Origin of the sequence: Chitinophaga sp. SYP-B3965 (genome assembly GCF_009647655.1) — a bacterium.
Classification (GTDB): domain Bacteria; phylum Bacteroidota; class Bacteroidia; order Chitinophagales; family Chitinophagaceae; genus Chitinophaga.
In genome coordinates this window covers 272,525-296,589 of record NZ_WJFD01000006.1, presented here as the reverse complement: position 1 = coordinate 296,589, position 24,065 = coordinate 272,525, and the positions used below count along the sequence as shown (strand labels likewise).

Genomic DNA, 24,065 nt, shown 5'->3' with positions numbered 1-24,065 from the left:
AAATTTAACCACAGGAGTCATTCTTGTCTGATCATGAGTAAAAAACGTATTGCAATATTTGGTTCAACCGGATCTGTTGGTCGCCAGGCTTTAGAAGTGATTGCGGCGCATCCGGATAAATTTGAGGTGGAAGTATTAACTGCTCAGCAGAATACAGAACTCTTGATCCAGCAGGCTTTGCTGTTTTCTCCAAATGCCGTTGTAATTGGCGATGAGAGCAAATATGCTGCCGTTAAAGAAGTGTTATTTGATAAAGGGATCAAAGTATTTGCAGGTCCCGCCGCTATGGTGGAAGTAGCAGCGTGGGATACTATAGACTTTATGCTGGCGGCCATTATGGGTTTTGCTGGTCTTGCACCTACCTTATCTGCGCTGGAACAGGGTACACCGGTTGGCCTGGCCAATAAGGAAACATTGGTGGTAGCAGGAGATATTGTGATAGCCACTGCCCGCAAAAAGAATGTGCCCATTATCCCTGTTGATTCTGAGCATTCTGCTATCTTCCAGTGTTTACAGGGAGAGCCCTTGTCTAAAGTGGAAAAAGTGATCCTCACCGCTTCCGGCGGGCCTTTCCTGGGGAAAAAGACCAATTTCCTCTTCAACGTAAAGAAAGACCACGCTCTGCAACATCCTAACTGGAGCATGGGCGCCAAGATCAGCATAGATTCTGCCACCCTGATGAATAAAGGCCTGGAAATGATCGAAGCCAAATGGCTGTTTGGCCTGGCAGCAGACCAGATTGAAGTGATCGTTCATCCGCAATCTATCATCCATTCCATGGTGCAGTTTGCAGATGGCTCCATGAAAGCCCAGATGGGCCTCCCGGATATGAAATTACCTATTCAGTATGCCCTGGGATATCCGGACCGTTTGTCCAACGATTTCCCACGCTTTTCTTTTAAGAATTACCCCTCACTTACTTTTGAGCAACCAGATACCAAAACTTTCCGTAACCTTGCTATTGCCACAGAGGTATTGAAAAAAGGTGGAAATGCCGCCTGTATCATGAACGCAGCCAACGAAGAGGTAGTGAACGCTTTTTTAAAGAACCGCATAGGCTTCCTGCAAATGACGGAAGTGATTGAGGAAACACTGGTAAAGATCCCCTTTGTTGAAAAGCCGTCTTTACAGCATTATTATCAGGCTGATGCAGCTGCCCGCGAGCACGCTGCCGAGTTAATCCACAGCCTGACCTGACACTTGTCACCTTAATTATCTACATTAGCTTAAAAGTATACATTCAATAATACATGACAACACAGGAAATATTTGTAAAAGCAGGACAATTGATCTTGTCGCTGTCAATTTTGGTGGTCCTGCATGAATTAGGGCATTTTATCCCGGCCAAGTTATTCAAAACCAAAGTGGAGAAGTTCTACCTGTTCTTCGATCCCTGGTTTTCCCTTTTCAAATTCAAAAAAGGAGATACGGAATATGGCGTGGGCTGGTTACCACTGGGTGGTTACGTGAAGATCTCCGGGATGATAGATGAGAGTATGGACAAGGAGCAGATGAACAAACCTCCCCAACCCTGGGAATTTCGTTCCAAACCAGCCTGGCAAAGACTGATCATTATGATCGGCGGGGTAACGGTGAACCTGATCCTCGGATTCCTCATTTTCACGATGTTGCTTTGGCATTATGGTGAAGAGTATCTGCCAACTTCAAGTGTAAAATATGGTATCGTAACTGATTCTCTGACAAGAAGTATTGGTTTGAAAGATGGAGATAAGATCGTTGCTGTAGCTAATAAACCAGTAGATAATTTTGAAGGATTGGCAGGTGAAATGATCCTGAGAGAAGCACAAAGCATCCAGGTAGAAAGAGATGGTCAGAAAATGGACATCAAACTACCCGAAGGTTTTGTGAGACAATTGATCAAGCGGAAGGGACAGTTTGCAGAGCCACGGGCATTGCCGGTTTTGGATACTGTATTAAAAGAAAGAGATGGTTACAAAGTAGGATTCAGACAGGGAGACCGTGTGTTAAGTCTGAACGACAGCACCGTGAATTACTTCCATGAATTCTCTCTTGCTCTTCGCAAAGACACTAATAAAGTAGTGAAAGTAGTATTATTGAGAGGGGCAGATACCGTAACACTCCATCCCAAAGTACCGGTGAAAGGTTTTGGAATGGCTTACCTTTTAGAGAAGCAATTCGACATCACAACAAAGCAATATACTTTTGGCCAGGCAATTCCGGCAGGTTTCAACAGAGCGGTGAGTACGCTGGTGAAATATGTACAGCAATTGCGCCTGATCTTTGTTTCCAAAGAAGTAAAAGTAACAGAATCCCTGGGTGGATTTATGAGCATTGGTAACCTGTTCCCTTCTTATTGGGACTGGCAGAGCTTCTGGACGTTCACTGCATTATTGAGCATTATCCTCGCCTTTATGAATATCCTGCCTATTCCTGCATTGGATGGCGGTCACGTAGTATTCCTGACGTATGAAATGATCACCGGCCGTAAGCCAAGTGAGAAATTCATGGAATATGCACAGATCGTGGGTATGGTAATATTATTCAGTTTATTGCTGTTTGCAAATGGATTGGATGTGTGGCGTTGGATCACCTCGAAATTTTAATGTATCTTTGCATTCTGTAAAACATGGGGCCGACCGGTTTTGACAGCATAGGTCTTTGAAAGTGTAAGCATGCCGTGCGTTGGATAATTAGCACGTAAATCTGAATACCCAAACATCAAAAGGCGAATCTAACTACGCCATGGCTGCCTAATTAAATTAGCGCACCCATTATGGCCGCTGTGAGTTGCTGTCTGCTGTGACTTCAGCCGCTGAATCAAACCAATAGCGGAATAGGTACTCATGGTTTCTGTGAGTGGGTACCGAAACTCAAACGGATAAGGACGAGGTTGGTTTGTTTTGCCCCTGCCAAGTTCCGACAAACCAATGCAGAAATAAGCATGTAGAAAGCTTTCGGTGAATATGTTTGGACCCGGGTTCGACTCCCGGCGGTTCCACCAACTTATAAAAAAGGCTATAAATCACAGATTTATAGCCTTTTTTATGCTATCTAGCCAGCAGGGCCTGCCCTTCAAAAACTATCCCCGGCCAGCCATGCACTATAAACTGCCTGATATTCTGGTGGTCCGTACCTTCCGGATTATTTAATACCGATTGATAATGCTCCGCAAACAGGTAGAGCGTATCTTCCTCATCCAAATGATTGAGTTGGGCACAAGCAAAAACCCTGGCACTACCCTGATTTTGTGTTGCTTCATTATATGTCTCTCCATTTTTAAAGGCAGTTGGCTGATGTTGATAGTGAGTATCTATCAATTCCAGCACTTCTTTGAACGTGAGTGAATTGTCTTCTGATCTTTTGATCAAAGCAAAGAGTTGTTCTTTCATTCCGAATAGTATTTAACCGGCCAAAAATAGAAATTCTTTTATATCTTTTGTGAACCTGAAATAGCCATAAGAAAATTAAAATGCCCCGGGAATTCCCAGGGCATTTTAATTTTCACTAATAGGTATTATCACTTTTGTTTAAAGGTTCGAACATGAAGTAGCTGTACAGTTTTCGCAGCGGGACGATCAGACCGCAGATCCGAGATATGCAAATGATCCACATCATCGGCGATCACAGGTGTCCGGGGATCGGCTGCCAACGAACGGAGCGTAATATCAAACAGCGCAATGTCATTAACATGCCGGATGAAAAAACCTGAGCTCGGCAGGTTGCCCCATTTGTCAGGCGCAGGATATTCCTTTTCCAGTTCAGCAACTTCGCTTCTATATTCTCCTTGCTTAAGGCCACCCCTGTTCACTATTCGGATATTGTTCAACGTTATATTCTCTATCGGAGAGCCGGGTATACCGGTAATGGAGGAAGAATAATTACCGGCGCCATATACGTTTATATTGGATAAAGAAATATTACGCATTTTCCCGGGAGGTGGCTCCGGCGCTTCATCTGTATGTTTACGAGCTCTGTTACCAAGCCTCACATAGATCGGACATTCCGTACCTTCTATGATAATGTTGCTCACGGTTACACCATCCATTATTCCCCCGTCAACAACTTCAAGCGCAATACCCACCTGCCCTATACGGGGAGTTCTGAAAATGGGTGCTGTAGGGCAGGAAGAGGGTCTTACAATGCAATTGCTGATCAGGATATTTTTAAACCCTCCGGTCGATTCTGTACCACATTTAATGGCGGCACAAAAACTGCTCACTATACAATTGGTGATGGCAATATCTTCACAGGGAGCTGCGCCTGTGCTTTTGAGAGTAATGCCATCGTCATCCGTATCCATTATGCTGTTAGACACTACTACATGTCTGCATCCGTCTAAATCGATCGCATCGTTATTCCTGTTACTGTGATTATAAACACGGATATTATTGATGACCACGTTTTCGCAATTCAGATAATGCTGGTTCCAGATACCGGAGTTCTGCATTGTTATATCCTGTACCGAAATTTTCTGACAGGATATGAAAAGGATATTCCTTGGTCTTCCGTCCCTGTCTTCATGAACAGCACCTTTGGGGCCAGGGCGTGGCACTTGCCTGGCGCCCTGGCCATCTATTGTCCCAAACCCACTGATGCCAATGTTGCTGGCACTTTCCGCATAGATCAGGGCATACCATCCACCGGGATCTTTTTGAGAGCGGTATGCGGGCTGCTGTTGACGGGGATAATCGTGATGATCAGTACTGCCGTATAACACTGCACCCCGTTCTAAGAAGAGCTCTACATTATTCAATAAAGTGATGGTACCACTTTTAAAATTGCCGGCCGGAATAATGACCCTTCCGCCTCCGGCTTTAAAACAAGCTTCTATCGTTTTGTTGATGGCCAGGGTGCTTAGTTTGCTGGTGTCCCTGATTGCGCCAAAATCGAGTATGTTAAAATCATTTCCTTTTGCATGGAATGAGATCAAGGTAAAGAGTAATAAAGCATTCTTACATTTCATTCTTCCAATGTTTAATATCCATATCCCTGGCGAAGACTGGGATTGCTGCTGAGTGTTTGAGGCCCATAAGGCAAAATTTCTCTTTGATTAGACACAAAACTTCCGGCCCAGTCATTAGCAAAAGTGTTTCCATACGAAGATGCCCAGTTCACACTTGAATATCCTGCGGGTGGATTGGCCTGTGAAGGCTGATAATAACTGGAATAATAAACGATGCCTGTGGTAGAACCATTGAGGTAATACATCCTTGCAGGCACATTATTGTAAGGAGCCTGCCGCAACCTGAATTTCTCCAGGTTGATGCGGGTTTCGGCAAATAGGGGAGTGATGAGGTTCCAACGGATCAGGTCCCATTTTCTCAATCCCTCACCGCCAAATTCAAACATCCTTTCATCGGCGACAGCCTTGAAAAATCCGGTGTAGTCAGAAGGGATAACGCCTATTTTATTTTCGTCCCCATTAAACCCTCTTACACGCACTTGTTTAAATGCGCTAATCGCTTCTGCCGAAGGTCCCTGTTTAAGTTCGTTCTCCGCTTCTGCAAACATCAGCAGCACATCAGAATAGCGGATCATTGGCCAGCTGATACCTGTATAAGCAGTATTGCTATTAGGCGGGGTAACAGGATTGGAGTGCCAATCCCTTCTGAACTTTGCCATCACAAAAGGTCCGTAAACAGTGGCGATCCCGGTATACTGACCTGATCCGTTTATGGCATAACTGGCGATGGTCACATCCCTTCTTGCATCCAGGCTATCGAACTTGTAGAAATAAGTAGGAAGTGCCCAATAGGACCCCATGCCATTACCGTTAGTACGGATACCATCGATAAAACCTACGCGGCCGTCTGAAACACCATTTCCACCGGATAGTCCCACCTGGAACAGTGCTTCGCCATTGGGTTCAATCCTATGTGCATCGAAAGCATCTTTGAATACAGCCATAAAGCTTGGATTCAGTTTGTGTTTTCCGGAGAGCATGATATCATTGCATTCATCCCTGGCAATCTGGTAATATTTAAGATAGTCGGCAGGACGCTCCATTTGCTTAGACACAGCTCTCAGCGAATATCCGCCTCTGAAAAGTGCGATCCTTGCCCTCAGGGCTTTTGCAGCTCCTTTGGTTATCCGCTCATCAACTGCAACACCCGGATCGCCGCGCCATGGCAAAAGGGTTGCGGCCAAAGCCAGGTCGTTCAGGATATGGTCATAGATGGAATCCCTGTTCGTTGCCGGCAGGTTAAGATCCGGTTGGTCTAAGGAAGGAATATAAGGAGCCGGCACATCTCCCCAGAATTTGATAATGTCAAAAAAGAACTGTGCCCTTAAAGTCAGTGCTTCACCATGTAATCTTTTCAGATTTGCTTTCTCGTTGTCAGATCCATTGGTGTATAAGGACATTTTCGGAATGTTCTTAATGCAATTATTGGTACGGTCGATGCCTGCGTAATAGATATTCCATTCCGCATCCAGTTCCGTATTGGTGGCAAGTGCATTATACCGGCAAAGTGCCTTAGCCCCGTTATCACCACCAATAGCCACTGTATTACTGGCGTTGCAGTAAGAATCATCGGAGTCATTGGAAAAATAATACTGGATCCTTCCGCCGTATCCTCTGTCCCCGGAGAGTGAAGCGTAAGCACCTAATACGGCGCTGTAAGCATCGTTCACACTGCCGAAAACATAAGCTTCATCAAAAGCGGAATCAGGGCTCAGTGTTAAAAATTTCTCGCACGAATTAAGTGAGATGGTCAGGAGAAGAATCCCGGTAAGAACAGCAAGCTTCTTTGAATTAAGTATGTTCATATGCTGAATGATCTAAAATTTAACATTAATACCCGCGATGAATGTTCTGCTGCGTGGGTAAGGAGAAGAATCAACGCCGGGAGTTACAAGACTGGAATTTTTGGTGCTCACCTCAGGATCCAGGCCCGTATATTTGGTGAGAATACCGGCGTTATTTACAGTGCAATAGATGCGGAAGGCGCTGATCTTTTTCTTTAACAGCGTTTCCACCGGCAAGCTATATCCCAGTGTTATATTATTGAAGCGCAGGAAAGAACCATCTTCAACAGCCCAGGAATCCAGCAACAGGTAATTGCCTCCTTTGATAGGCTGCCAGATGTTTGCACCCTTGTTTATTTCAGCGAGTGTTTCCGGAGGAGCACCTGCAGGCAGTGTTTTCCCATTAACGGAAACAGCCCATTGTACAGCCTTGCCATTCGCATCAATGGTACGCCAGCGATCGTTCATGATAGCAGTAAGATTAGAAAAGCTGCCTGCATAGGCATTGCTGAATTCAACCTTATCGCCGTTCAGTATTTTATTTCCATACACAAAGTTCACGAATACGCTGAGGTCAAATCTTTTATAGGTGAGCTGGTTATTAAGCCCGCCGGTAAATTTCGGTTGTGCTGTACCGAGGATCGTCCGGTCATCTGCATTTACTATACCATCGCCTGTCAGATCTTTTAATTTCTTTGTTCCCGGAGCGGGGATACCTACAGAGGCTGTATTATCGGCCACTCCTTTCTTCAGTACATAAGCACCATTACTGGAATTGTAGTCGAAATCATTCAGGGTGTACATGCCATCTGACTCAAACCCCCAGATGGTGCCCACCGGCTGTCCCACCTGCACGAGGTAATCATTACCCGGTCCCCATCCGGAGCTGGCAAAATAACGGTTGGAAACATTCGAGAGCCCAATGATCTTATTGCGATTAGTGGATATGTTGAAATTAATAGCCCACTTAAAATTTTTTTTCGAAATAGCTGTTGTACTCAATTGTAATTCCAATCCTCGGTTCCTCACGCTGCCAACATTCTGCAATTGTGTGCTGAATCCGGAATTGGCGGCAATGGGCACATTGATCAACAGGTCCCGGGTATCATTCAGATAAGCATCCAGGGTTACCTGGAAAAGGTTATTAAAGAGACTTACATCCAATCCTACGTTGCGGGAAAGAGTAGATTCCCATTTCAGGTTTTTGTTGGCCAGGTTGTTTATTGCATAACCCGGAATAAGTGTATTATTCAGGCTGTAGGGAGTGGCGTTAGACCTGTACAGGGAAGAGTACAGAAAATCATTAATCCGGTTATTACCAGCTAGCCCATAGCTCAAGCGGAGTTTAACATCGGAGGCAAAGCTGTTCTTGTTAAAGAACTCCTCGTTGGAGATCCGCCAGGCAACAGATGCCGATGGAAAGTATGCCCATTGATTGCCGGGGGCAAACTTTGAGGATCCGTCTGCCCGCATATTGAATGTGGCCAGGTATTTATTCTTATGGCTATAGCCAACTCTGGTAAAGAAAGAAACGATCCTGCTTTTTGTATCTGTGGATGCAGGATACAGCGGGGTAGAGGTTCCCAGGCTCAACTGTGAAAAGGCTTTTTCGGGTGTTATGCCTATCGGGAGATATCTTACCTGGTCTGTTTGTGAAAGGGAAGAAGCCTGGTATATTTCCTGGCCCAAAAGCACAGTGATGGAATTGTCCTTGTGAAACTTAGATTTGAAAACACTGTTGTTAAAAGTAAGTGCTGCATTCTCAGTGATGGAGGTCGTGTTGCTGTTAACGATGTTGATGATGGGTTTGCCCGAGCTATTGGTGATAGCATTCCAGGTTATATAATCATCGAACACGTTCAGTTTCCCATCATTTTTATTAATACCACCGGTAACACGCAGCGACAGGTATTTAGTGAATGCATATTGCAAATAGGAGCTGATGGTGGTGCTCACCGCACGGTTACGCCGGTAAGAAGCATTGGAAAATTGAACGGGATTGATGAGGTAGTACCCTGTGGCATTTGTCTGTTCAAAATAAGACGCATCATTAGAGTTGTTGGGATCATCTGAATTAACCAGGAAGGGCCTGTATTTAACCGAATTGCGCAGGCGGTTATTGGTCACATTGCCTGATGCGCTCGTTCCGGGACCATTGATCACCTGGTCGTTATAGGCGAAGTTCAACCCCACCTTAAATTTATCTGAAACAATATGATCCAGCCGCACATTTAAGAGATTCCTTAAATAGTTGGAATTGATCATTACGCTTTTCTCATTGTTGTTGGTGTAGCTGATGTTGAAAGTAGTTGCCCTGTCTCCTCCGGTAACACTTACATTATGGGTTTGGGTGGGCGCATTTTCTCCGAACGTGAGGTCCTGCCAGTCTACGCCAGGCGCATTCCTGATCGAATCCAGCCCTGCTCCCCAGTTATTGCCATATTGAGAAGTAAAAGCAGAACTGTCTGCCAAAGTGTTCCTTGTTTTTTCCCAATTGTATTCGATGAAATCTTTTGGATTCATCACATCGAATTTTTTTGCGAGCTTGTTGATGCCATAAAAATAATTGTAGGCCACAACTGTCTTCATGGGTTTACCGCCTTTGGTAGTAATGATAACAACCCCATTTGCTCCTCTGGCGCCATAAATGGAAGTGGCCGCTGCATCCTTCAATACGTCCACAGACTCAATATCCTGCGGTGCTATTTTCGAAAGTGCATCTTCCACCTGGATACCATCTACTACATATAGTGGTGTATTATCCTGGGTGATAGAACCGCCACCCCGTACTTTGATAGTGACAGGTGCTCCGGGCCCTCCTTCTGTCGTTGAAATATTCACACCTGCCAGCCTGCCCTGCAATGCCTGCATGGCGGAACTGAGGGGGATATCTTTTATCTGCCCTGCGTTAACTGATGATACGGATACCGTAAGGTCCTGCCGGCGCTGGGTGCCATAGCCAATGACCACAACATCATTTAACTCCGTCGCTTTGTCCGCCAGGGATACGTTCACAACCTGGCCAGCAGTTACTTTCACTTCCTTTGTGGCAACGTTGATAGCAGAAAACACCAGGATAGCTTCTTTGCCCTGGATGCGAATGCGGAAATCACCACGGCTGTCAGCCTGGGAGAAATTCTTCGTGCCTTTCTCAGTGATCGTAATTCCCGCCATGAGCTCACCTTTTTCGTTGGTGATATGCCCGGTGACGACATTCGTGGCCGGTGGGGCGCTGGTTGGCTGCTGAGCTGATACAGCAGTGGAAAGGTATAGGATTCCTGCGGAAACAAGCACAACCCGGCAGGACATGTGTAGCGATTTTAGCATAACGGAAATCTATTTTAGAATAATAATGAGATTACTTTACAGAAAATAATGAAGTACGTGGAAAGCCTTACCCGAACCAAAGAATAAGAGAGTCTTAATATTGTTCACAACGTTCACCTATGTATTCAACTAACGCTGTAAAAATAACGACTACTTTCAAGGTGGAATCAGTTTCCTTTTATCTTAAAATAGCTGTTTTTTACGCTAAAACGACTTTTGGGCATTGTTACCCTATGGATGTGCTTACCTTACAACAACAACCTATAAATCAGATCTTAATATGAATAATGAATTTGAACTAAAGATCCTGGCCACCAACTGGGGCTTTCCCGGCACTATCGATGAACTTTGCAGGAAGGTAAAAGAGGAAGGATATGATGGGATCGAAACATTATGGCCATCAGAAAAAAAAGTGCAGGAAGAATTATTTGCGGCACTGAAAAAATATGAGCTGGAAGTTGGATTACTGTGTGCCGGTTTCAGCAGTAACTATCAAAAGCATTTTGATGAGTTTACTGCCATGATAGATGAAGCCGCCACACAAACTATTCAGCGGCCGCTTTACATCAATTGCCATTCCGGAAGGGACTTTTTCAGCTATGATCAGAACAAAGCTTTCATTGATCATACCACCAAATTATCCAGGCAAACGGGTATCATTATTTGTCATGAAACACATCGGGCAAGGATGCTGTATGCAGCGCCGGTGGCCAGGCATTATATTGATACCATTCCGGAGTTACGTATCACTTTCGATGTGTCGCATTGGTGTAATGTGAGCGAAACCCTGCTGGAGGATCAGCAGGAAACCCTTGATCTTACATTGTCCCGTGTAGACCATATTCATGCACGCATTGGTCATCCGGAAGGGCCGCAGGTGAATGATCCCCGGGCGCCTGAATGGGAATCTGCAGTGAATGCGCATTTTGACTGGTGGGATAAAGTGGTGGAAGCAAAAAAGAAAGCAGGTGAGCGACTTACAGTATTAACTGAATTCGGCCCACCTGATTATATGCCAACGCTTCCCTATACACGTGATCCCTTATCTGATCAATGGGCCATTAATGTGTATATGCTGCAATTGCTGCGGAAGCGTTATCAATAGTTAACATCACTGGCCCATGCCACCCAGCTGTGATTGATGAGATTACTATAATTATTTTTGTACATAGATTTATAGATCCATCCCAGCTGGGTGGTGTTCCAGTCATGCCAGCACAGCCAGCCTATCACATTGGGATAGGTGGTCCTGATCTTTTCCGCCAGCAGGTTATAGTCAAACGTGCCATTCAGGTTCGGATCACTGTTTCCTCTTACGCCATGGCCAGTGCCGAATTCTGTTAGCATGATAGGTTTGGCCAGGGTTCTTATCACACTGTAATCATTGATGACCATATTGTCGGCATACACATCCGCTCCCACAATGTCTACATAGCTGGTACCGGGGTAGTAATTGGTGTAGGCACCGTCACCCACTACATTATTGTTAGGGGCATAGATCCAGATGAGATTATTTAAATGTTTAGTATTCGTGAGATAATTGAACAGGTCGGCCCACAGTGCTCTGAAGTTTGCATGGTTAGTTGTGTAATACCAGCACCAGCTACCGTTCATTTCGTGGAAAGGCCGGTATAATATGCTTACCTGGTTTGCCTGGAAGTACGCTAATTTGGCCGCCATGGAATCCATGTTGGTCACCCATTGCGCTCTCAGCGAGCCGCCAGGTAATAAAGCGCTGAGATCACTGCCGCTGGTAACTCCAGGGTTGTTGAGGCCGCCGCAGATCTCAATAATACATCCATGCTGCTTGTTCAGATCTTTCAGGAAAGGGGAATGATTTCTCCAGTTGTCAATATCATTAAAATCAGAACCAACAATGGCCGGATACTTTCCGGTAGCTTGCGCAAAAGGATGAATGATCTGATCATCTCCCAGTTTATATTGCGTTTTATGAGAGATGTTACTGTTTTGCCCGGCCAGTATCCGTTTGCCCGGTTGATTCTTAAGGTTCTGAATGAACCTTAACAGTGAATCGGTGCTGCGGTCCAGCGTAGGATTGGCGCCCATTATCAGGTTATCGGGAATAGTAACAAGCGTGTTTTCCTGCTTCACACAGCCCGAACTGAGCATCACCTGCATTAATGTAAATAGTTTCAGGATAGCGATTTTCATAACGTTTCTTTTTTAGATGAACAGAAATTTTTTGCCTTGCGGTTATAAGATACACACATCAGGAGGGCTATTCTTCAGCATAGTCGGTTTAGCGTAGTAAACAGCTATTTTAAGATAAAAGGAAACTGCTTCCTCCCTGAAAGTTTCACTATTTTTAGGTTCTATCCAGCAAATAAAAAAGATAAAACTAACGGATGAAAATACGCTTTGCAAGAACTGGTCAACTCATATTCCTGCTCACATGTTGTTGCTCTCAGCTGATGGCCCAGTCCAAATGGCAGCTCAAAGATTTTGCGATTGACCTGAACGCGCTGGTCACACCTCCCAACCACCTTTGGGTGGGAAGTGGTTATACCAGTGTAAACCCGGTTTTAAATTCCGTCTTAGGAGTGGGAGAGGTAATGTCTCCGCCAATTTCAGGCAATGGATTTAAGTTTGAAGCCCGGTTTGTAGTGAATGGCGATACTATCAGAGATCACTTCGTTTGGGGCAGCAAGATTAGGAATATCCTTTATACCGGTGGGCAATGGCAGCCAGACAGGATCATACGCAGAGGCACCTATCACAGGATGCATGAAGGTGGCCTGATTTCCTTTGAGATCAATTCACACCTCATACCACTGGCAGACAAGCCAGGCTTTTTAATACGTTATGAGATAAAGAACAGAACAGCAGTTAACATGGATGTGACGATGATCCCCTTAATAAATAAAGGGAAACCTGCTGCATATCCGCTGAAGGAATGGGGCTTTATGCCACCGGCTGATCCGCAGAAGAACGACATTGTAAAAGTGAATGTGTTGCAGGAAGGACAGCACCTGAACATTACCCCGCAGCAAAGCCAGACTGGTTATATCGCCGTGGTGTTCGCTGAAAGTACAAACAATGATGGCCTGGCAGCCTGGGAAAAACAAACAGATGAAGCTTGGAAAAAACGACTGGCATGGGCGTTGAAAGATATCCCTACACTTAAAACAAACCATGCAGCACTCGAGAGCTATTATAAAAGATCCATTGCTTCAGGATTGGTATGCATCTGGGAAAAACCGGAATTTAAATTGCAACCTACCATTGTTACCAGCGGACTGGATGGAGGTGGCATGAACACTTACCTGTGGGATGTGGCAGGATATGCGCCCGGGCTTGTTTCCCTGATGATGGGAGACAAATTGCTGGACATTGCGCGCATGATGACGGCCATCGACCTGGAAAATTATTATGCTTTTGCACAGGATGGAACGGGACTGGGTGTAAGATATGCATACAGCACTACTGCCTTTACGGCTCTCGTATATGCCATAGCTTGCCAGGACCGTGTTTATCCCGATCTGTTTGAACAGGTAAAGAAGCTCGTGCTAAGCGATGAAAAAAGACCCATGATAAATGGCGTGATCGATTACGGAAACCAGCATAATTTACTTGAAATGCGGGGCATGGGCTGGGAACATATGGTGCCCAGTCCCAATGCAGAACGGGCATGGTGTTTCAGGCGTTTGGCAGATATGGGAGAAAAGATCGGTTATGATAAAACAGCTGTTCAGCAATGGCGCAAAAATGCAGATGTTATTGCCGGGGATGTTAAAAAAGCGCTCTGGGATGAAGCAACCGGATGGTTCTGCTGCAAATATCCCGACGGCCATAAAGAGATTGTATATTCCATCCAGGTGTTCGATATCCTCCGGACCGGTATATGCACACCAGCTATGAAGAAAAGAATGCTGGAACAATTGGAAGAAGGCAAATTCCTTTTTCCTTATGGTGTTAGCAGTGTATCCAAAGCAGATTCCATTCATTACGAAGTGACAGATACAGATTGGGGCGGCGGCGGCGCTTACTCAGGAGATCTGCCCCAGCTGGCATTAGACCTTTACCAGGAGAATCTTCCGGAAAAAGCCTGGGACGTATTAAAACGTCAATTCTGGATAGGCCAGCAACTCCCTTATTTTCCGCAGGAGCATTATTGCGATCGTCCCGGCGCACCTTCCTTTAAAAGGGCTAATGTTGTTGCAGGGCTAATGGGCGCGGGTGCTATCCTGTATGGCATGGTAGGGTTAGATCCCCGTTTGGACGGCAGCTTGTGGATCCATCCCCGATCCACTATAAAAGATAAGGTTGAAATAAAAGGATTCTCTCATAGGAACCATGTAGTAGATGTGGAGCTTTCTTCAACCTTTTGTAAGATCACGCTGGATGGTAAAATAAAGTATCAGGGGAAACCCGGAACAATAAAGATATTCTGATCATGGGCGTAAAGAAATTCCTGTTGAAAAATTTTGTGAGAGGCGATGAGGCCTTTCACCTGGCCAGGGTTACTATTCATTCCCGTCACGACCTGTCTTTGCATAAGCATGATTTTGCGGAGATCTTTTGGGTGGAAAGCGGAAACGGCACCCATTTGATCAATGGCTGCAAAGTGATGCTGGAACCCGGTCACCTGGTTATGGTCCGGCCGGATGATCAGCACACTTTCACTTCTGCAAAAGGAGGCATTACTTTAATGAACCTTGCTTTTTCGCTGGATACTTTACAACATTTAAGAAGCAGATATTTTGCCGGCTCCGATACCTTTTTCTGGACCCGTGATATTGTTCCCTATCAGACGCTGATGGCAGTTTCATCTATCCGCAGGATCTCACAACGGGCCGAAGAGGTATTGCAGAACCGCAAATCCAGCTTTTATCTGGATCATTTACTGCTGTTCATTTTCCGTTTATTGTTTGATAATGATCCGCTATCTGTAGATCAGAAAATACCTGCCTGGTTAAACCAGGCTATAAAAGGCTTTTCCACACCTTTTCTGTTTAAGCAGGGTGTACGCGGTTTTGCCAATCTTGCGGAAAGAAATATAGACCATGTGAACAGAACTGTGCAACGGACCCTGCATAAAACATTGACGGACCTGGTGACTGAACTGCGTATGAATTTTGCTACCAAACAACTCTCTATCACCAATGCGCCTATAAAAACAATCTGCAATGATTGCGGATTCACCAACCTTGGTCATTTTTATAAAACCTTTAAACAGCTATACCAACAAACACCATCAGCATATAGGAAAAGCAGCCAGACGATAGTGTAGGTCGCTTTAGCGTAAAAAACAGGGGTTAAAGAGTAAAAGATAGACCGTATTCTGATGCCCTTGCTCACTACATTTACATCAAAACATGATGTAATGGAAACAGAAGAAAAAACAAGGCTTTCTCAGGAAGAAATTTCCTATTACAAAGACAACGGATACCTACTTACCAGCAGACCCTTATTCAGTAAAGAACGATTCAACGAGTTATTTACCATTTTTGAAGAGCATCTGAATAACCGGGGTAACTTAAGGCCGGACGAACTGGATGTGCCGCACATGAAGGATGCACGTTTATTTAAATTTTTAATGGCTCCCGAAGTATTGGATATTGTTCAGGGATTAATAGGCCCGAATATAGGATTGTGGAGCAGTCACTTCATCTGCAAAGAACCAAAAACCGGAAAGAAAACACCCTGGCATGAGGACAGCGCTTATTGGAATGGCCGCTTCGACCGTTTTGATAGCATTGTTACACTTTGGCTGGCTATAGATGAATCTGTACAAGAGAACGGTTGTATGGGCGTGATCCCGGGTTCGCACAATAACGGGTTTTCCGAATATGAAAAAATGAATACGGATCACAGCATTTTTAATATTGAAATAAAAAGATCAGCAGTTGATGAGAGCAAGGTGGTGTGGCTTGAGCTGAAGCAAAATCATTACTCCCTGCATGACTCCCGCATTATTCATGGCGCCAATCCCAATACAAGTGATAAAAGAAGGACTGGCTATACCATGCGGTATTTTAATACGGACCTCGTCATGAACCAGCAACATCCTGATAATATAAATCATAAAGTATATCATTGCCGGGGAGAGAACAGGGGCAATAATCCTTTGATATTCTTATAGCAATACCATAAAGAAGCGAAAAGATAGCTTCTTTTCGCTTCTTTATTATTTTCTCAGATCACAGGCAAGATGAAGCGCAGCCAGCTTAAACCCATTCTTCAGATATAACTTCTGCGCCGTATTATTATTAAAATCGGTATCAAGCACTACTGCATCCATATTATTTGATACAGCAATAGTTTCCACATATTTTAATAATTGAGACGCCAGGCCTTTCCCTCTATAAGTTTCCAGCGTGCAGAGATCGTCAATGTAAATTATATAACCGCTATGCAGTGAAGTCATGATGCGGTATCCTGCAAAGGCAACAATTTTATCATTGTCCATAATTCCGGCGATACTGTACTTTTCATTTTGCATCATCTCCGAGATCATGGAAACCCAGTTATCTTTATTCAGATGTGGCCTTAGCAGAAAAGCAACTTCCCGGCATTGTTCAATTTCCAGCGCTGTTTTTATTATTTTAACCTCCATAATTGTTTGTTTGCTACAAAACTAGGGCAGCGACGTGGATGCTAAATATGCCAGCCAGAAGATAATGGGTGGCCCACCGGCCTTAATGCAAAATCTTTTTCAGTATCCCGAGCGCTTTTATCATTTCACTTTCTTCCAGTGAAGCAAACCCCATTCTCAGTGCATTGGTTGAAAAGGATTCGTTCTTATAAAAATTCCCATTTCCGATATAAAGCCCTTTCTTTAAGGCATCTTCAGACATTTTGATCAGATCGATCTTTTTATCAAAATTGGACCATACGCCAAGTCCTCCCTCTGGTGTTTTGAACGCTATCACATCATTAAAATCGGCTTTGAGCAAATGACAGAAATAATCCCTGCGCTGCTTATAGATCTTTAATGATTTCCGGAAGTGCCTGTCCATTTCGCCATTGTCGAACAGCACAGCAAAAGCTTCTTCCAATAGGGTGTCACCTTGTTTGTCTATCAGCTGCCTTAATGAAGATGCGGCTTCCACAAACGCAGAAGGCCCTGTCATAAACCCGATCCGCAGGGCAGGGGCAAAGGTTTTCGAAATTGAACCGATATAGATTACATGCTGATTGTGATCAACACTGGCCAATGGCAGGTAGGGTTTATTATCATAGTGGAAATCAAAATCATAATCGTCTTCGATAATGGCAAAACGGTATTCTTTGGCGAGGTTTAATAGTTTTAACCTCCGCTCCATGCTCATAGTTACCGTTGTTGGAAAGTGATGATGCGGCACCACATATAGGGCCTTTATTTTCTTGTGCTGTAAGAGTTCTTCGAGGTGATCAATATCCATTCCATGGAGATCAACAGGGATCCGCAGGAGGTTTGCACCCGAATGCCTGAAAGTATCATCTGCTGAAATGTAATTAGAAACCCCCACTGCTATATTATCAGCAGGCTTAAGCAGCAGTTGTGCAGCTAAATAGATGCCCATCTGGCTGCCTTTTGTAATGAGTATGTTTTCAGCAGAAACAACTAAACCCCTGCTATTGGAAAGGTAGTTGCAAATAGCGGTGCGAAGATGTTCTGATCCCTTAGAACTACCATACTTCAGAAAGTTCCTCCTGTAAAATCTCCTGGAAAGACTTCGATATTCCCGCATGAGCTGATCTACCGGTGCCAGGCGCACATCAGGAAAACCATCATCAATAGCAAGAAGTGTTTGCTGAAGATTTTCGGCAGGTGTCGCATTTTCAAAGTTATTGGTCCATATGAACCCCTCTTGTGGACTGTTGCTTTTGTTAGCTTCCGGAAGCCTGTTTTTGGAAAGCACAGGTAACCTGGATAGTACAAACACGCCTTTGCGTTCAATGGATTCAGCCCAACCCTGACTGATCAGTTCTTCATACGCCAGTTTCACGGTGTTCCTGTTAATGCCGATCAGATCTGCCAGTATCCGGGAGCTTGGTAACAGATCCGATGGCTGTAGCGTGCCATTCGTGATCAATGATATAAATGTATTGCAGACCTGTATATACAATGGTACAGCAGCATTTCGATCAACCTGTATTAATGATTTATATGGTAACATCCGCGCTTTGGTTTGGTGAATATCGGTATTCAAATATAGTCATTATACAGGTATCTGGGCTGGTGCCTTTCTTATAACTGGCCTATAATTACAGCCCAGCAAGTGCCTAGTTTTGCATCAATAAAAACAATGTTTATGACAAATTCATTTAAAGTACCACAACTTCTTTTGCGCATTGCATTAGGCATGGGCTTCCTCACAACGGTATCGGACAGGCTTGGTTTGCTGGGGCCGTTCGGAAACAGAAATATTGAATGGGGGAGCTGGGATAGCTTCATCAGTTATACCGGCACACTAATGCCTTTTCTGGACAGGCCAATCGTTAACGTAATGGGGAGCATCGCCACTTTTGCCGAAGTGGTTATTGGCATTCTGCTCATTATTGGATTTAGAACAAGACAGGCTGCCATCGCCAGTTGTATACTGACCTTCATTTTTGGATCAGCCATGGCCATGTTTTTAGGGATCAAAGCCCCCATCAACTTTGCCGTATTTCCGGTTTGCACCGCCAGCCTGTTACTTGCAACAATCCCTGAGTACAAATGGAGTATTGATAATTCTAAGCTATAAGATGAAAAAGATGCTGACTCTTTTACTTATCCTTCTGCCATTTTTAGCGCAAGCCCAGCTGGAGGTATATGGCAGATATACTGCAGGGGGCACGGTTGAACCTAACATTAATTATTTTTTGTCGAAGAAGATCACACAGAAGATCGCATTAACTTTCTTTGGACTCGTAGAACAAAAATGGAGTGAGGCATTGATCGGTGCTACCTATTCTCCATCCAGTTCATTTAGTGTTGGTGCAAGCGCTGGTATTGAACATGGAACAACCAGCCCTCGTTTCGGTGCCAGTATATGGACGGGGAAAGGGAAAACATCCTTCTTTATTTTAGGGGAATTGGGTAGCGGGAAGGAGAATTATTTGTATAAGGCCAACTTATTCCATAAATACACGGACCGCTTTACACTGGGTCTTACAGCCTGGAGGCTCCATGGTATAGGACCCAATTTTCGGTTCACTATTCCTAAGTTTTTATCAACTATCTGGGTAATGCCGGCTTTTGATCCCGAAGCAGATAAAGCAAGACTGATGATTGGTATCAGTGCGAAGATATAAAAGGAAAAGCCCTCGCTAAGAGGGCTTTCTTATTTATGTTTCACACACTATACTGGTATCAGGTTGGTCGTGATGCCAATCCTGTTCCAAACATTAATAGTAATAATTGCCAGGATCACTTGTGCGAGGTATTTTTCATCCAGCACTTTAGCGGCCTGCTCATATGTTTCATCTTTTACATGGTTGCTGATCAATGTAACTTCCTCGGTCAGCGCCAATATGGCCCGCTCATCTTCTGAGAAGAAAGGCGTATCACGCCAGGCATTCAGGGCATAGATGCGTTGTTCTGTTTCACCTGCCTTACGGGCTTCCTTAGTATGCATGTCAATACAGAAAGCACATCCGTTTATTTGGGAAGATCTGATCTTGATCAGGTCTTTATGTTTTCTTGTCAGTGGTGTGCTTTCTATGAATTTTTCCAGCCCGAGAACGGCGTTGTATCCTGCCGGCTCTAGTTTGTCAATTTTAATTCGTGTTTTCATTTGTTTTGTTTGCCCACAAAATTAGACCAACGCCATGGATACGGAATATGCCAATTACAAAATATAAGGTAGCCCAGCGCTTGATATTGATAAAAATAATAACTTCGTATCAGAGAGTATTTAATACCCCATAGTAGATAATAGATCAGCAGGCATATTTGAACCCCAAATTTTAGCACCTACCTCAAAAACATTTGTAATGAAAACAACATTCATTCTCCTGACATGTTTCCTCAATTGTATCACCCTGCAAGGGCAGGATATCCTGAAAAGAATAGAAGACAGAGCCAAACGAAAAGCCAATGAGCGGATAGACCGTACCATTGATAAAGGCTTAGATAAGGCAGACAAGTCCCTGGACAGTTCTTTTAGCAAGAAAGAAAAAAAGAATATTAATAAGCCGGTTATTGCAGAAACCAGTGCCAGAGGGGCGGCAGGCACAGCAGCTCCCAGGGTAAGGGTGAGCCAGCGGAGCAGTTTCCTGGATTTTGTACCAGGCAACCAGGTGATCTTTGAAGATCATTTTGAAAAGGATGCCCTGATGGATTTTCCGGCTAACTGGAATACAACAGGAACCGGAAAGGTGATCACGGTGGATGGTTTCCCGGGCCGCTGGTTTGAAGTATCGCACAATTCTGTTGTAAATCCCGTATTGAAAAAAGCACTGCCGGAGAACTGCACCATTGAATTCGATCTGATCCTTTTAGATGAAGGCGAACGACGTACCCCCAATATTGATTTTGGCCTGACACCAGTAAAAGATATACTGAAAGAGGATCTTTATTATAAAGACAAATTTTATACAACTATCCGAAGGTATAATGAAAAGGATGGAAGAACACTGGAATATGGCTTGCGGGAAGTAGTGGGCAATAAAAACGAATTCCCCTTGCCGTCTTATGTCAACAATGTGTTGCGGGTGAGTATGGCGATCAATAAAACACGTATACGGGTTTACCTGGATCAGACGAAGATCCTGGATCTGCCGCGTGCATTAACAGATCCCATGCGGAATAATTTTTTCCTGACCAATGGATATGTGATACCGGCTTCTGAACTGCCAATGGTTTTTGGAAACATACGCATCGCTTCCGGAAATGTGGATGCGCGGAGCCTGCTGATCAAACAGCTGATGGAAGAAGGGAAGGCTGTGACAAGTGATATTCTTTTTGATGTGAGCAGTGATGTGATAAAACCGGCATCCTACGATATCATCAAACAATTTGGCGATGCCCTGGTGGCCAATCCCTCCCTTAAAATAAAGATCATCGGCCATACAGACAGCGATGGTGGGGACGCTGAAAATGTTTCCCTTTCACAAAAGAGGGCAGCAGCTGTGAAGATGTATATCACAGAAAATTATGCGGTAGCCGGTTCAAGGATACAGACAGACGGGAAAGGAGAGGCGCAGCCCGTTGCGCCTAATACAAACAGTGATGGGAAAGCAAAGAACCGGCGGGTGGAGTTTGTTAAGTTATAAGAAAGCAGGGTAAAATGATAATTTGTCATTTTACCCTCACATCTTTCACAAAAGCATTCGTATCTATTATATCCCTGGTAAGTTGCTTTCCATTAAGCACAACATTTTGAAAGAGGACATCTTCAACAAGATGTGCTTCATCAATACCAACTAATTGCACTGTCAGCGGATCACCATCGGCTTTGATATCTTTAAATACTACACCCTTTATATGACCCCTCTCTGTATCTCTGGACCAAATAGCTTTTCCTATCCATAATGAAATATATCTTTTCCCCTGCTCAATGCGGATATTCTCGAATCGTACATTACTGATCAAAGCGGCATCGCACTGATAGATCCGCAACAACCATTCCCTGCCCTGATCATGAATAATATCACAGTCAGTGAACAGTACATCGTCCACATTCTCCCGAAGCTCTGCACCTATACTGAGTGCATGCGCCACCTGGTTCCAGAGTACACATTTCCTGGCTACTATATGTTTTACTTCTCCCTGATCTTTGTCTGCTTTGACTACAATGAGGTCATCCAGGGTACGGATAAAGCAATGCTGAACAGTTACGTTACGGCTGTTTGCAATGTCGATACCATCAGAGTTGGCCCTGTAACCGAGTAATTTGATATTATCTATCATCACGCGGTCCGACTGGCGGACAGGGACCGTCCAAAGGCTTGCATCCCGAAGGATCACACCTTCAAGTTGTACATCAGATGATCCACGAATAGAAATAACGTTCCGTGCATGTGTAGTACAACCGCTTTGATCGATGATCCCACGGCCACGGATGGTGATGTTCTTTCCCCGGAGATCAAAAGTAGGAGCATATCCTCGCAGGCCGCTTTCTTTGTTGACACGGAACTTTTCATCCGGCTTAATAATGGCACGCACAATAGCGCCACCGGCAATATATACAGTCTTGTTATCGCCCACAACTAATGAACTCACCTCATGTATCCCCGGGCCAAAATAAATAACATTCGGATCATCGGGGCGGGGTATATCTGTTTCCGGCGGATTGACGAAAAGGTGTAATGACCGTACCCATTCACCATTGATCTCAATTGTCAGGTTCTGAGGAGAGGAGACTTTAAAAGAAATAGTATTTCCTTTAATAACAGGCGTGATGCCAGCCGAAGCAGGTAATACTTTGGCGGAAGTTACAGTAGAAGGAACCGTAACGGTAACAATGGCAGAACCTGACAGGTCGAAATAAGCAAAGGAGGCTGTATCGCAATAGTTGGCAGAATTCACTTTATCGTCCATTGCTTTTGCTCGTTTGACAGCATCAGCAGGTGCTACCTTTGCAAGGTAAACCGGAACATCTTTCTTTCCGGCAGAAACCTTAAACGCCTGGCTGAGTATCTCTCCCTTTGGGGCAGGGTATACCGTTACTGATGCCGGCGGCTTCATGGAAAGGACTAATATCAAAAAGCAGGGAAGGAGGCCCCAACTATGTATTTTACGGTATTTTAACATATAAAAGATCTTCCTGCAATTTTATCTTTTTTCTTAGATTTATCAAGCCTATGATAAGAATTACAATAATACTGTTGTTATTTGCTTTTTCAGCAAGCGGTCAATCTATTTATAAAACCCCTTCAGGCAAAAAGTATCATCTGGCCAGTTGCAGGATGGTAGAAAATGTATCGGAGAAAATAACTCCTGAAAAAGTTAAAGAATTAGGTTTGGAACCCTGTAAAATATGCAAGCCTGTAATTGGCATCCTCCGCATTTCAACAGAAGATAAAGCAGCAGGCAAAAGCAAAACGGTGCAATGCAGTGGAAAGACTAAAAGCGGTACAAGATGTAAGCACAAAACAAGTATTGCCAATGGCTATTGTTTTCAGCACCAACCGGATTAAATGTTTCCGTAACTTCCCCCCTTAACCTAACGCCCGCAAAAAATGAAACCATCGCAACACACCAAAGCCACAGCCCTCAAAGCCCTCCACGAAAGAGAAGGCATATTCGTCATCCCCAATCCATGGGATGCCGGCTCCGCAAAATTACTCGCCAGTCTCGGATTTGAAGCACTCGCCACCACCAGTGCCGGCCTCGCTTTTATGCTGGGAAAACCTGATGGGGAAGGAGCAGTCACGAAAGAAGAAACATTAAAGAACATACAGGATATTATTGCCGCCACAGATCTCCCCGTTTCTGCTGATCTGGAAAACGGCTACGGAGATGAACCGGAAGCTTGTGCTACTACTATCTTACAAGCCGCAAAAGCCGGACTTGCCGGAGGTTCCATAGAAGACGCCACCGGGCGCCCGGATGATCCTATCTATCCATTTGAATTATCTGTAGCGCGTGTACGCGCAGCCGTAGAAGCAGCCCGCAGCCTGCCATTCCCTTTTACATTCACTGCAAGGGCAGAAAACCTCATCTATGGGCGCATAGACCTGAAAGATACAATACGCAGATTAGTAGCCTATGCAGAAGCAGGGGCAGATGTGCTCTTTGCACCAGGTTTGAAAACGCGCGAAGAAATTGAAAGTGTTGTAAAAGCGGTAGCGCCCAAACCGATAAGCGTGGTAATGGGATTGGGCAATGTAATTTTTTCATTGGATGAACTGGAACAATTGGGTGTAAAAAGAGTAAGCCTTGGTTCTTCCCTTGCACGTGCGGCTTATGGCAGTTTCTATTATGCGGCGCAGGAGATCAGAGAAAAAGGTACTTTCTCTTTCGTGAAAGATGCGGTTCCATATGCGCGGTTAAATGAAGTATTTAAAACATTGTGATATATAACATTATCAGTGATTACGTTTAATTAAGCTTACCTTTTGTTGTTGCCGGTTAT

20 protein-coding genes and 1 other RNA gene are annotated in these 24,065 nt (G+C 44.4%); 12 read left to right on the top strand and 9 right to left on the bottom strand.

What is annotated here, in order from left to right; genetic code table 11:
* The first annotated feature begins 33 nt into the window (after window positions 1-33).
* The 3 genes from GFS24_RS26095 (at window position 34) to ssrA (ending at window position 2,983) form a co-directional block, all read left to right on the top strand.
* The gene (locus GFS24_RS26095) at window positions 34-1,197 is read left to right on the top strand and encodes a 1-deoxy-D-xylulose-5-phosphate reductoisomerase (protein WP_153664898.1); all 1,164 of its coding nucleotides are present in this window, start codon (window positions 34-36) and stop codon (window positions 1,195-1,197) included.
* A 53-nt stretch (window positions 1,198-1,250) separates the two neighbouring features.
* Window positions 1,251-2,585 carry an RIP metalloprotease RseP gene (gene rseP, locus GFS24_RS26090; RefSeq protein ID WP_153664896.1) on the top strand — a complete coding sequence of 445 codons (1,335 nt, stop codon included), beginning with the start codon at window positions 1,251-1,253 and terminating at the stop codon, window positions 2,583-2,585.
* 25 nt (window positions 2,586-2,610) lie between these two features.
* Window positions 2,611-2,983, top strand: a transfer-messenger RNA (tmRNA) gene (ssrA, locus tag GFS24_RS26085).
* 46 nt (window positions 2,984-3,029) lie between these two features.
* On the opposite strand, the gene GFS24_RS26080 is transcribed toward ssrA, so the two are convergent.
* From GFS24_RS26080 to GFS24_RS26065, 4 genes are all read right to left on the bottom strand, one after another.
* A complete protein-coding gene (locus GFS24_RS26080) occupies window positions 3,030-3,371 on the bottom strand; it encodes a HopJ type III effector protein (protein WP_153664894.1) in 342 nt (113 codons plus the stop codon).
* 128 nt (window positions 3,372-3,499) lie between these two features.
* A complete protein-coding gene (locus GFS24_RS26075; protein WP_153664892.1) occupies window positions 3,500-4,945 on the bottom strand; it encodes a glycoside hydrolase family 28 protein in 1,446 nt (481 codons plus the stop codon).
* An 11-nt stretch (window positions 4,946-4,956) separates the two neighbouring features.
* Window positions 4,957-6,750 carry a RagB/SusD family nutrient uptake outer membrane protein gene (locus GFS24_RS26070; protein WP_153664890.1) on the bottom strand — a complete coding sequence of 598 codons (1,794 nt, stop codon included), beginning with the start codon at window positions 6,748-6,750 and terminating at the stop codon, window positions 4,957-4,959.
* 12 nt (window positions 6,751-6,762) lie between these two features.
* The gene (locus GFS24_RS26065; RefSeq protein WP_153664888.1) at window positions 6,763-10,056 is read right to left on the bottom strand and encodes a TonB-dependent receptor; all 3,294 of its coding nucleotides are present in this window, start codon (window positions 10,054-10,056) and stop codon (window positions 6,763-6,765) included.
* Between the two features lie 280 nt (window positions 10,057-10,336).
* Between GFS24_RS26065 and GFS24_RS26060 the strand changes: the two genes are divergently transcribed.
* Window positions 10,337-11,161 (top strand): sugar phosphate isomerase/epimerase, encoded by an 825-nt coding sequence (locus GFS24_RS26060; RefSeq protein ID WP_216647537.1) that lies wholly within the window; start codon window positions 10,337-10,339, stop codon window positions 11,159-11,161.
* Here the strand turns inward: GFS24_RS26060 and GFS24_RS26055 are convergent.
* Window positions 11,155-12,228, bottom strand: coding sequence for a glycoside hydrolase family 26 protein (locus tag GFS24_RS26055; protein WP_153664886.1), 1,074 nt, complete (start codon window positions 12,226-12,228; stop codon window positions 11,155-11,157). The two genes, GFS24_RS26060 and GFS24_RS26055, sit on opposite strands and share 7 nt — an antisense overlap.
* 194 nt (window positions 12,229-12,422) lie before the next feature.
* Between GFS24_RS26055 and GFS24_RS26050 the strand changes: the two genes are divergently transcribed.
* The 3 genes from GFS24_RS26050 to GFS24_RS26040 all read left to right on the top strand — a co-directional run bounded on the left by GFS24_RS26050 (window position 12,423) and on the right by GFS24_RS26040 (window position 16,159).
* Window positions 12,423-14,468 carry a hypothetical protein gene (locus tag GFS24_RS26050; RefSeq protein WP_153664884.1) on the top strand — a complete coding sequence of 682 codons (2,046 nt, stop codon included), beginning with the start codon at window positions 12,423-12,425 and terminating at the stop codon, window positions 14,466-14,468.
* Window positions 14,469-14,470: 2 nt separating this feature from the next.
* Complete coding sequence (locus GFS24_RS26045; RefSeq protein WP_153664882.1) at window positions 14,471-15,307, top strand: helix-turn-helix domain-containing protein; 837 nt, start codon at window positions 14,471-14,473, stop codon at window positions 15,305-15,307.
* 93 nt (window positions 15,308-15,400) lie between these two features.
* Window positions 15,401-16,159 (top strand): phytanoyl-CoA dioxygenase family protein, encoded by a 759-nt coding sequence (locus GFS24_RS26040; protein WP_153664880.1) that lies wholly within the window; start codon window positions 15,401-15,403, stop codon window positions 16,157-16,159.
* Window positions 16,160-16,204: 45 nt separating this feature from the next.
* Here the strand turns inward: GFS24_RS26040 and GFS24_RS26035 are convergent, their stop codons facing one another.
* The gene (locus tag GFS24_RS26035) at window positions 16,205-16,633 is read right to left on the bottom strand and encodes a GNAT family N-acetyltransferase (protein WP_153664877.1); all 429 of its coding nucleotides are present in this window, start codon (window positions 16,631-16,633) and stop codon (window positions 16,205-16,207) included.
* A gap of 82 nt (window positions 16,634-16,715) precedes the next feature.
* Window positions 16,716-18,179, bottom strand: a complete 1,464-nt coding sequence (locus GFS24_RS26030) for a PLP-dependent aminotransferase family protein (protein ID WP_153664875.1) — start codon at window positions 18,177-18,179, stop codon at window positions 16,716-16,718.
* Window positions 18,180-18,314: 135 nt separating this feature from the next.
* Here GFS24_RS26030 and GFS24_RS26025 point away from each other — a divergent pair, with 135 nt between their 5' ends.
* Both GFS24_RS26025 and GFS24_RS26020 read left to right on the top strand, forming a co-directional pair.
* A complete protein-coding gene (locus tag GFS24_RS26025) occupies window positions 18,315-18,749 on the top strand; it encodes a DoxX family membrane protein (protein WP_173003202.1) in 435 nt (144 codons plus the stop codon).
* A gap of 1 nt (window position 18,750) precedes the next feature.
* The gene (locus tag GFS24_RS26020; protein WP_153664871.1) at window positions 18,751-19,299 is read left to right on the top strand and encodes a hypothetical protein; all 549 of its coding nucleotides are present in this window, start codon (window positions 18,751-18,753) and stop codon (window positions 19,297-19,299) included.
* Window positions 19,300-19,346: 47 nt separating this feature from the next.
* On the opposite strand, the gene GFS24_RS26015 is transcribed toward GFS24_RS26020, so the two are convergent.
* Window positions 19,347-19,781 carry a carboxymuconolactone decarboxylase family protein gene (locus GFS24_RS26015; RefSeq protein WP_153664869.1) on the bottom strand — a complete coding sequence of 145 codons (435 nt, stop codon included), beginning with the start codon at window positions 19,779-19,781 and terminating at the stop codon, window positions 19,347-19,349.
* 199 nt (window positions 19,782-19,980) lie between these two features.
* Between GFS24_RS26015 and GFS24_RS26010 the strand changes: the two genes are divergently transcribed.
* The gene (locus GFS24_RS26010) at window positions 19,981-21,261 is read left to right on the top strand and encodes an OmpA family protein (protein WP_153664867.1); all 1,281 of its coding nucleotides are present in this window, start codon (window positions 19,981-19,983) and stop codon (window positions 21,259-21,261) included.
* Window positions 21,262-21,286: 25 nt separating this feature from the next.
* Here the strand turns inward: GFS24_RS26010 and GFS24_RS26005 are convergent, their stop codons facing one another.
* Window positions 21,287-22,675 carry a glycosyl hydrolase family 28 protein gene (locus GFS24_RS26005; protein WP_216647535.1) on the bottom strand — a complete coding sequence of 463 codons (1,389 nt, stop codon included), beginning with the start codon at window positions 22,673-22,675 and terminating at the stop codon, window positions 21,287-21,289.
* Between GFS24_RS26005 and GFS24_RS26000 the strand changes: the two genes are divergently transcribed.
* Both GFS24_RS26000 and GFS24_RS25995 read left to right on the top strand, forming a co-directional pair.
* Window positions 22,660-23,127 carry a DUF5763 domain-containing protein gene (locus tag GFS24_RS26000; protein ID WP_173003187.1) on the top strand — a complete coding sequence of 156 codons (468 nt, stop codon included), beginning with the start codon at window positions 22,660-22,662 and terminating at the stop codon, window positions 23,125-23,127. The genes GFS24_RS26005 and GFS24_RS26000 overlap by 16 nt on opposite strands.
* Window positions 23,128-23,169: 42 nt before the next feature.
* The gene (locus GFS24_RS25995; protein WP_153664861.1) at window positions 23,170-24,006 is read left to right on the top strand and encodes an oxaloacetate decarboxylase; all 837 of its coding nucleotides are present in this window, start codon (window positions 23,170-23,172) and stop codon (window positions 24,004-24,006) included.
* Window positions 24,007-24,065 lie beyond the last annotated feature (59 nt).

What these genes read in the sequence shown, in the direction of transcription:
- GFS24_RS26095 (WP_153664898.1), top strand. Translation starts at nt 34, where the DNA reads ATGAGTAAAAAACGTATTGCAATATTTGGTTCAACCGGATCTGTTGGT.
- rseP (WP_153664896.1), top strand. Translation starts at nt 1,251, where the DNA reads ATGACAACACAGGAAATATTTGTAAAAGCAGGACAATTGATCTTGTCG.
- GFS24_RS26080 (WP_153664894.1), bottom strand. Translation starts at nt 3,371, where the DNA reads ATGAAAGAACAACTCTTTGCTTTGATCAAAAGATCAGAAGACAATTCA.
- GFS24_RS26075 (WP_153664892.1), bottom strand. Translation starts at nt 4,945, where the DNA reads ATGAAATGTAAGAATGCTTTATTACTCTTTACCTTGATCTCATTCCAT.
- GFS24_RS26070 (WP_153664890.1), bottom strand. Translation starts at nt 6,750, where the DNA reads ATGAACATACTTAATTCAAAGAAGCTTGCTGTTCTTACCGGGATTCTT.
- GFS24_RS26065 (WP_153664888.1), bottom strand. Translation starts at nt 10,056, where the DNA reads ATGCTAAAATCGCTACACATGTCCTGCCGGGTTGTGCTTGTTTCCGCA.
- GFS24_RS26060 (WP_216647537.1), top strand. Translation starts at nt 10,337, where the DNA reads ATGAATAATGAATTTGAACTAAAGATCCTGGCCACCAACTGGGGCTTT.
- GFS24_RS26055 (WP_153664886.1), bottom strand. Translation starts at nt 12,228, where the DNA reads ATGAAAATCGCTATCCTGAAACTATTTACATTAATGCAGGTGATGCTC.
- GFS24_RS26050 (WP_153664884.1), top strand. Translation starts at nt 12,423, where the DNA reads ATGAAAATACGCTTTGCAAGAACTGGTCAACTCATATTCCTGCTCACA.
- GFS24_RS26045 (WP_153664882.1), top strand. Translation starts at nt 14,471, where the DNA reads ATGGGCGTAAAGAAATTCCTGTTGAAAAATTTTGTGAGAGGCGATGAG.
- GFS24_RS26040 (WP_153664880.1), top strand. Translation starts at nt 15,401, where the DNA reads ATGGAAACAGAAGAAAAAACAAGGCTTTCTCAGGAAGAAATTTCCTAT.
- GFS24_RS26035 (WP_153664877.1), bottom strand. Translation starts at nt 16,633, where the DNA reads ATGGAGGTTAAAATAATAAAAACAGCGCTGGAAATTGAACAATGCCGG.
- GFS24_RS26030 (WP_153664875.1), bottom strand. Translation starts at nt 18,179, where the DNA reads ATGTTACCATATAAATCATTAATACAGGTTGATCGAAATGCTGCTGTA.
- GFS24_RS26025 (WP_173003202.1), top strand. Translation starts at nt 18,315, where the DNA reads ATGACAAATTCATTTAAAGTACCACAACTTCTTTTGCGCATTGCATTA.
- GFS24_RS26020 (WP_153664871.1), top strand. Translation starts at nt 18,751, where the DNA reads ATGAAAAAGATGCTGACTCTTTTACTTATCCTTCTGCCATTTTTAGCG.
- GFS24_RS26015 (WP_153664869.1), bottom strand. Translation starts at nt 19,781, where the DNA reads ATGAAAACACGAATTAAAATTGACAAACTAGAGCCGGCAGGATACAAC.
- GFS24_RS26010 (WP_153664867.1), top strand. Translation starts at nt 19,981, where the DNA reads ATGAAAACAACATTCATTCTCCTGACATGTTTCCTCAATTGTATCACC.
- GFS24_RS26000 (WP_173003187.1), top strand. Translation starts at nt 22,660, where the DNA reads ATGCCGGCGGCTTCATGGAAAGGACTAATATCAAAAAGCAGGGAAGGA.
- GFS24_RS26005 (WP_216647535.1), bottom strand. Translation starts at nt 22,675, where the DNA reads ATGAAGCCGCCGGCATCAGTAACGGTATACCCTGCCCCAAAGGGAGAG.
- GFS24_RS25995 (WP_153664861.1), top strand. Translation starts at nt 23,170, where the DNA reads ATGAAACCATCGCAACACACCAAAGCCACAGCCCTCAAAGCCCTCCAC.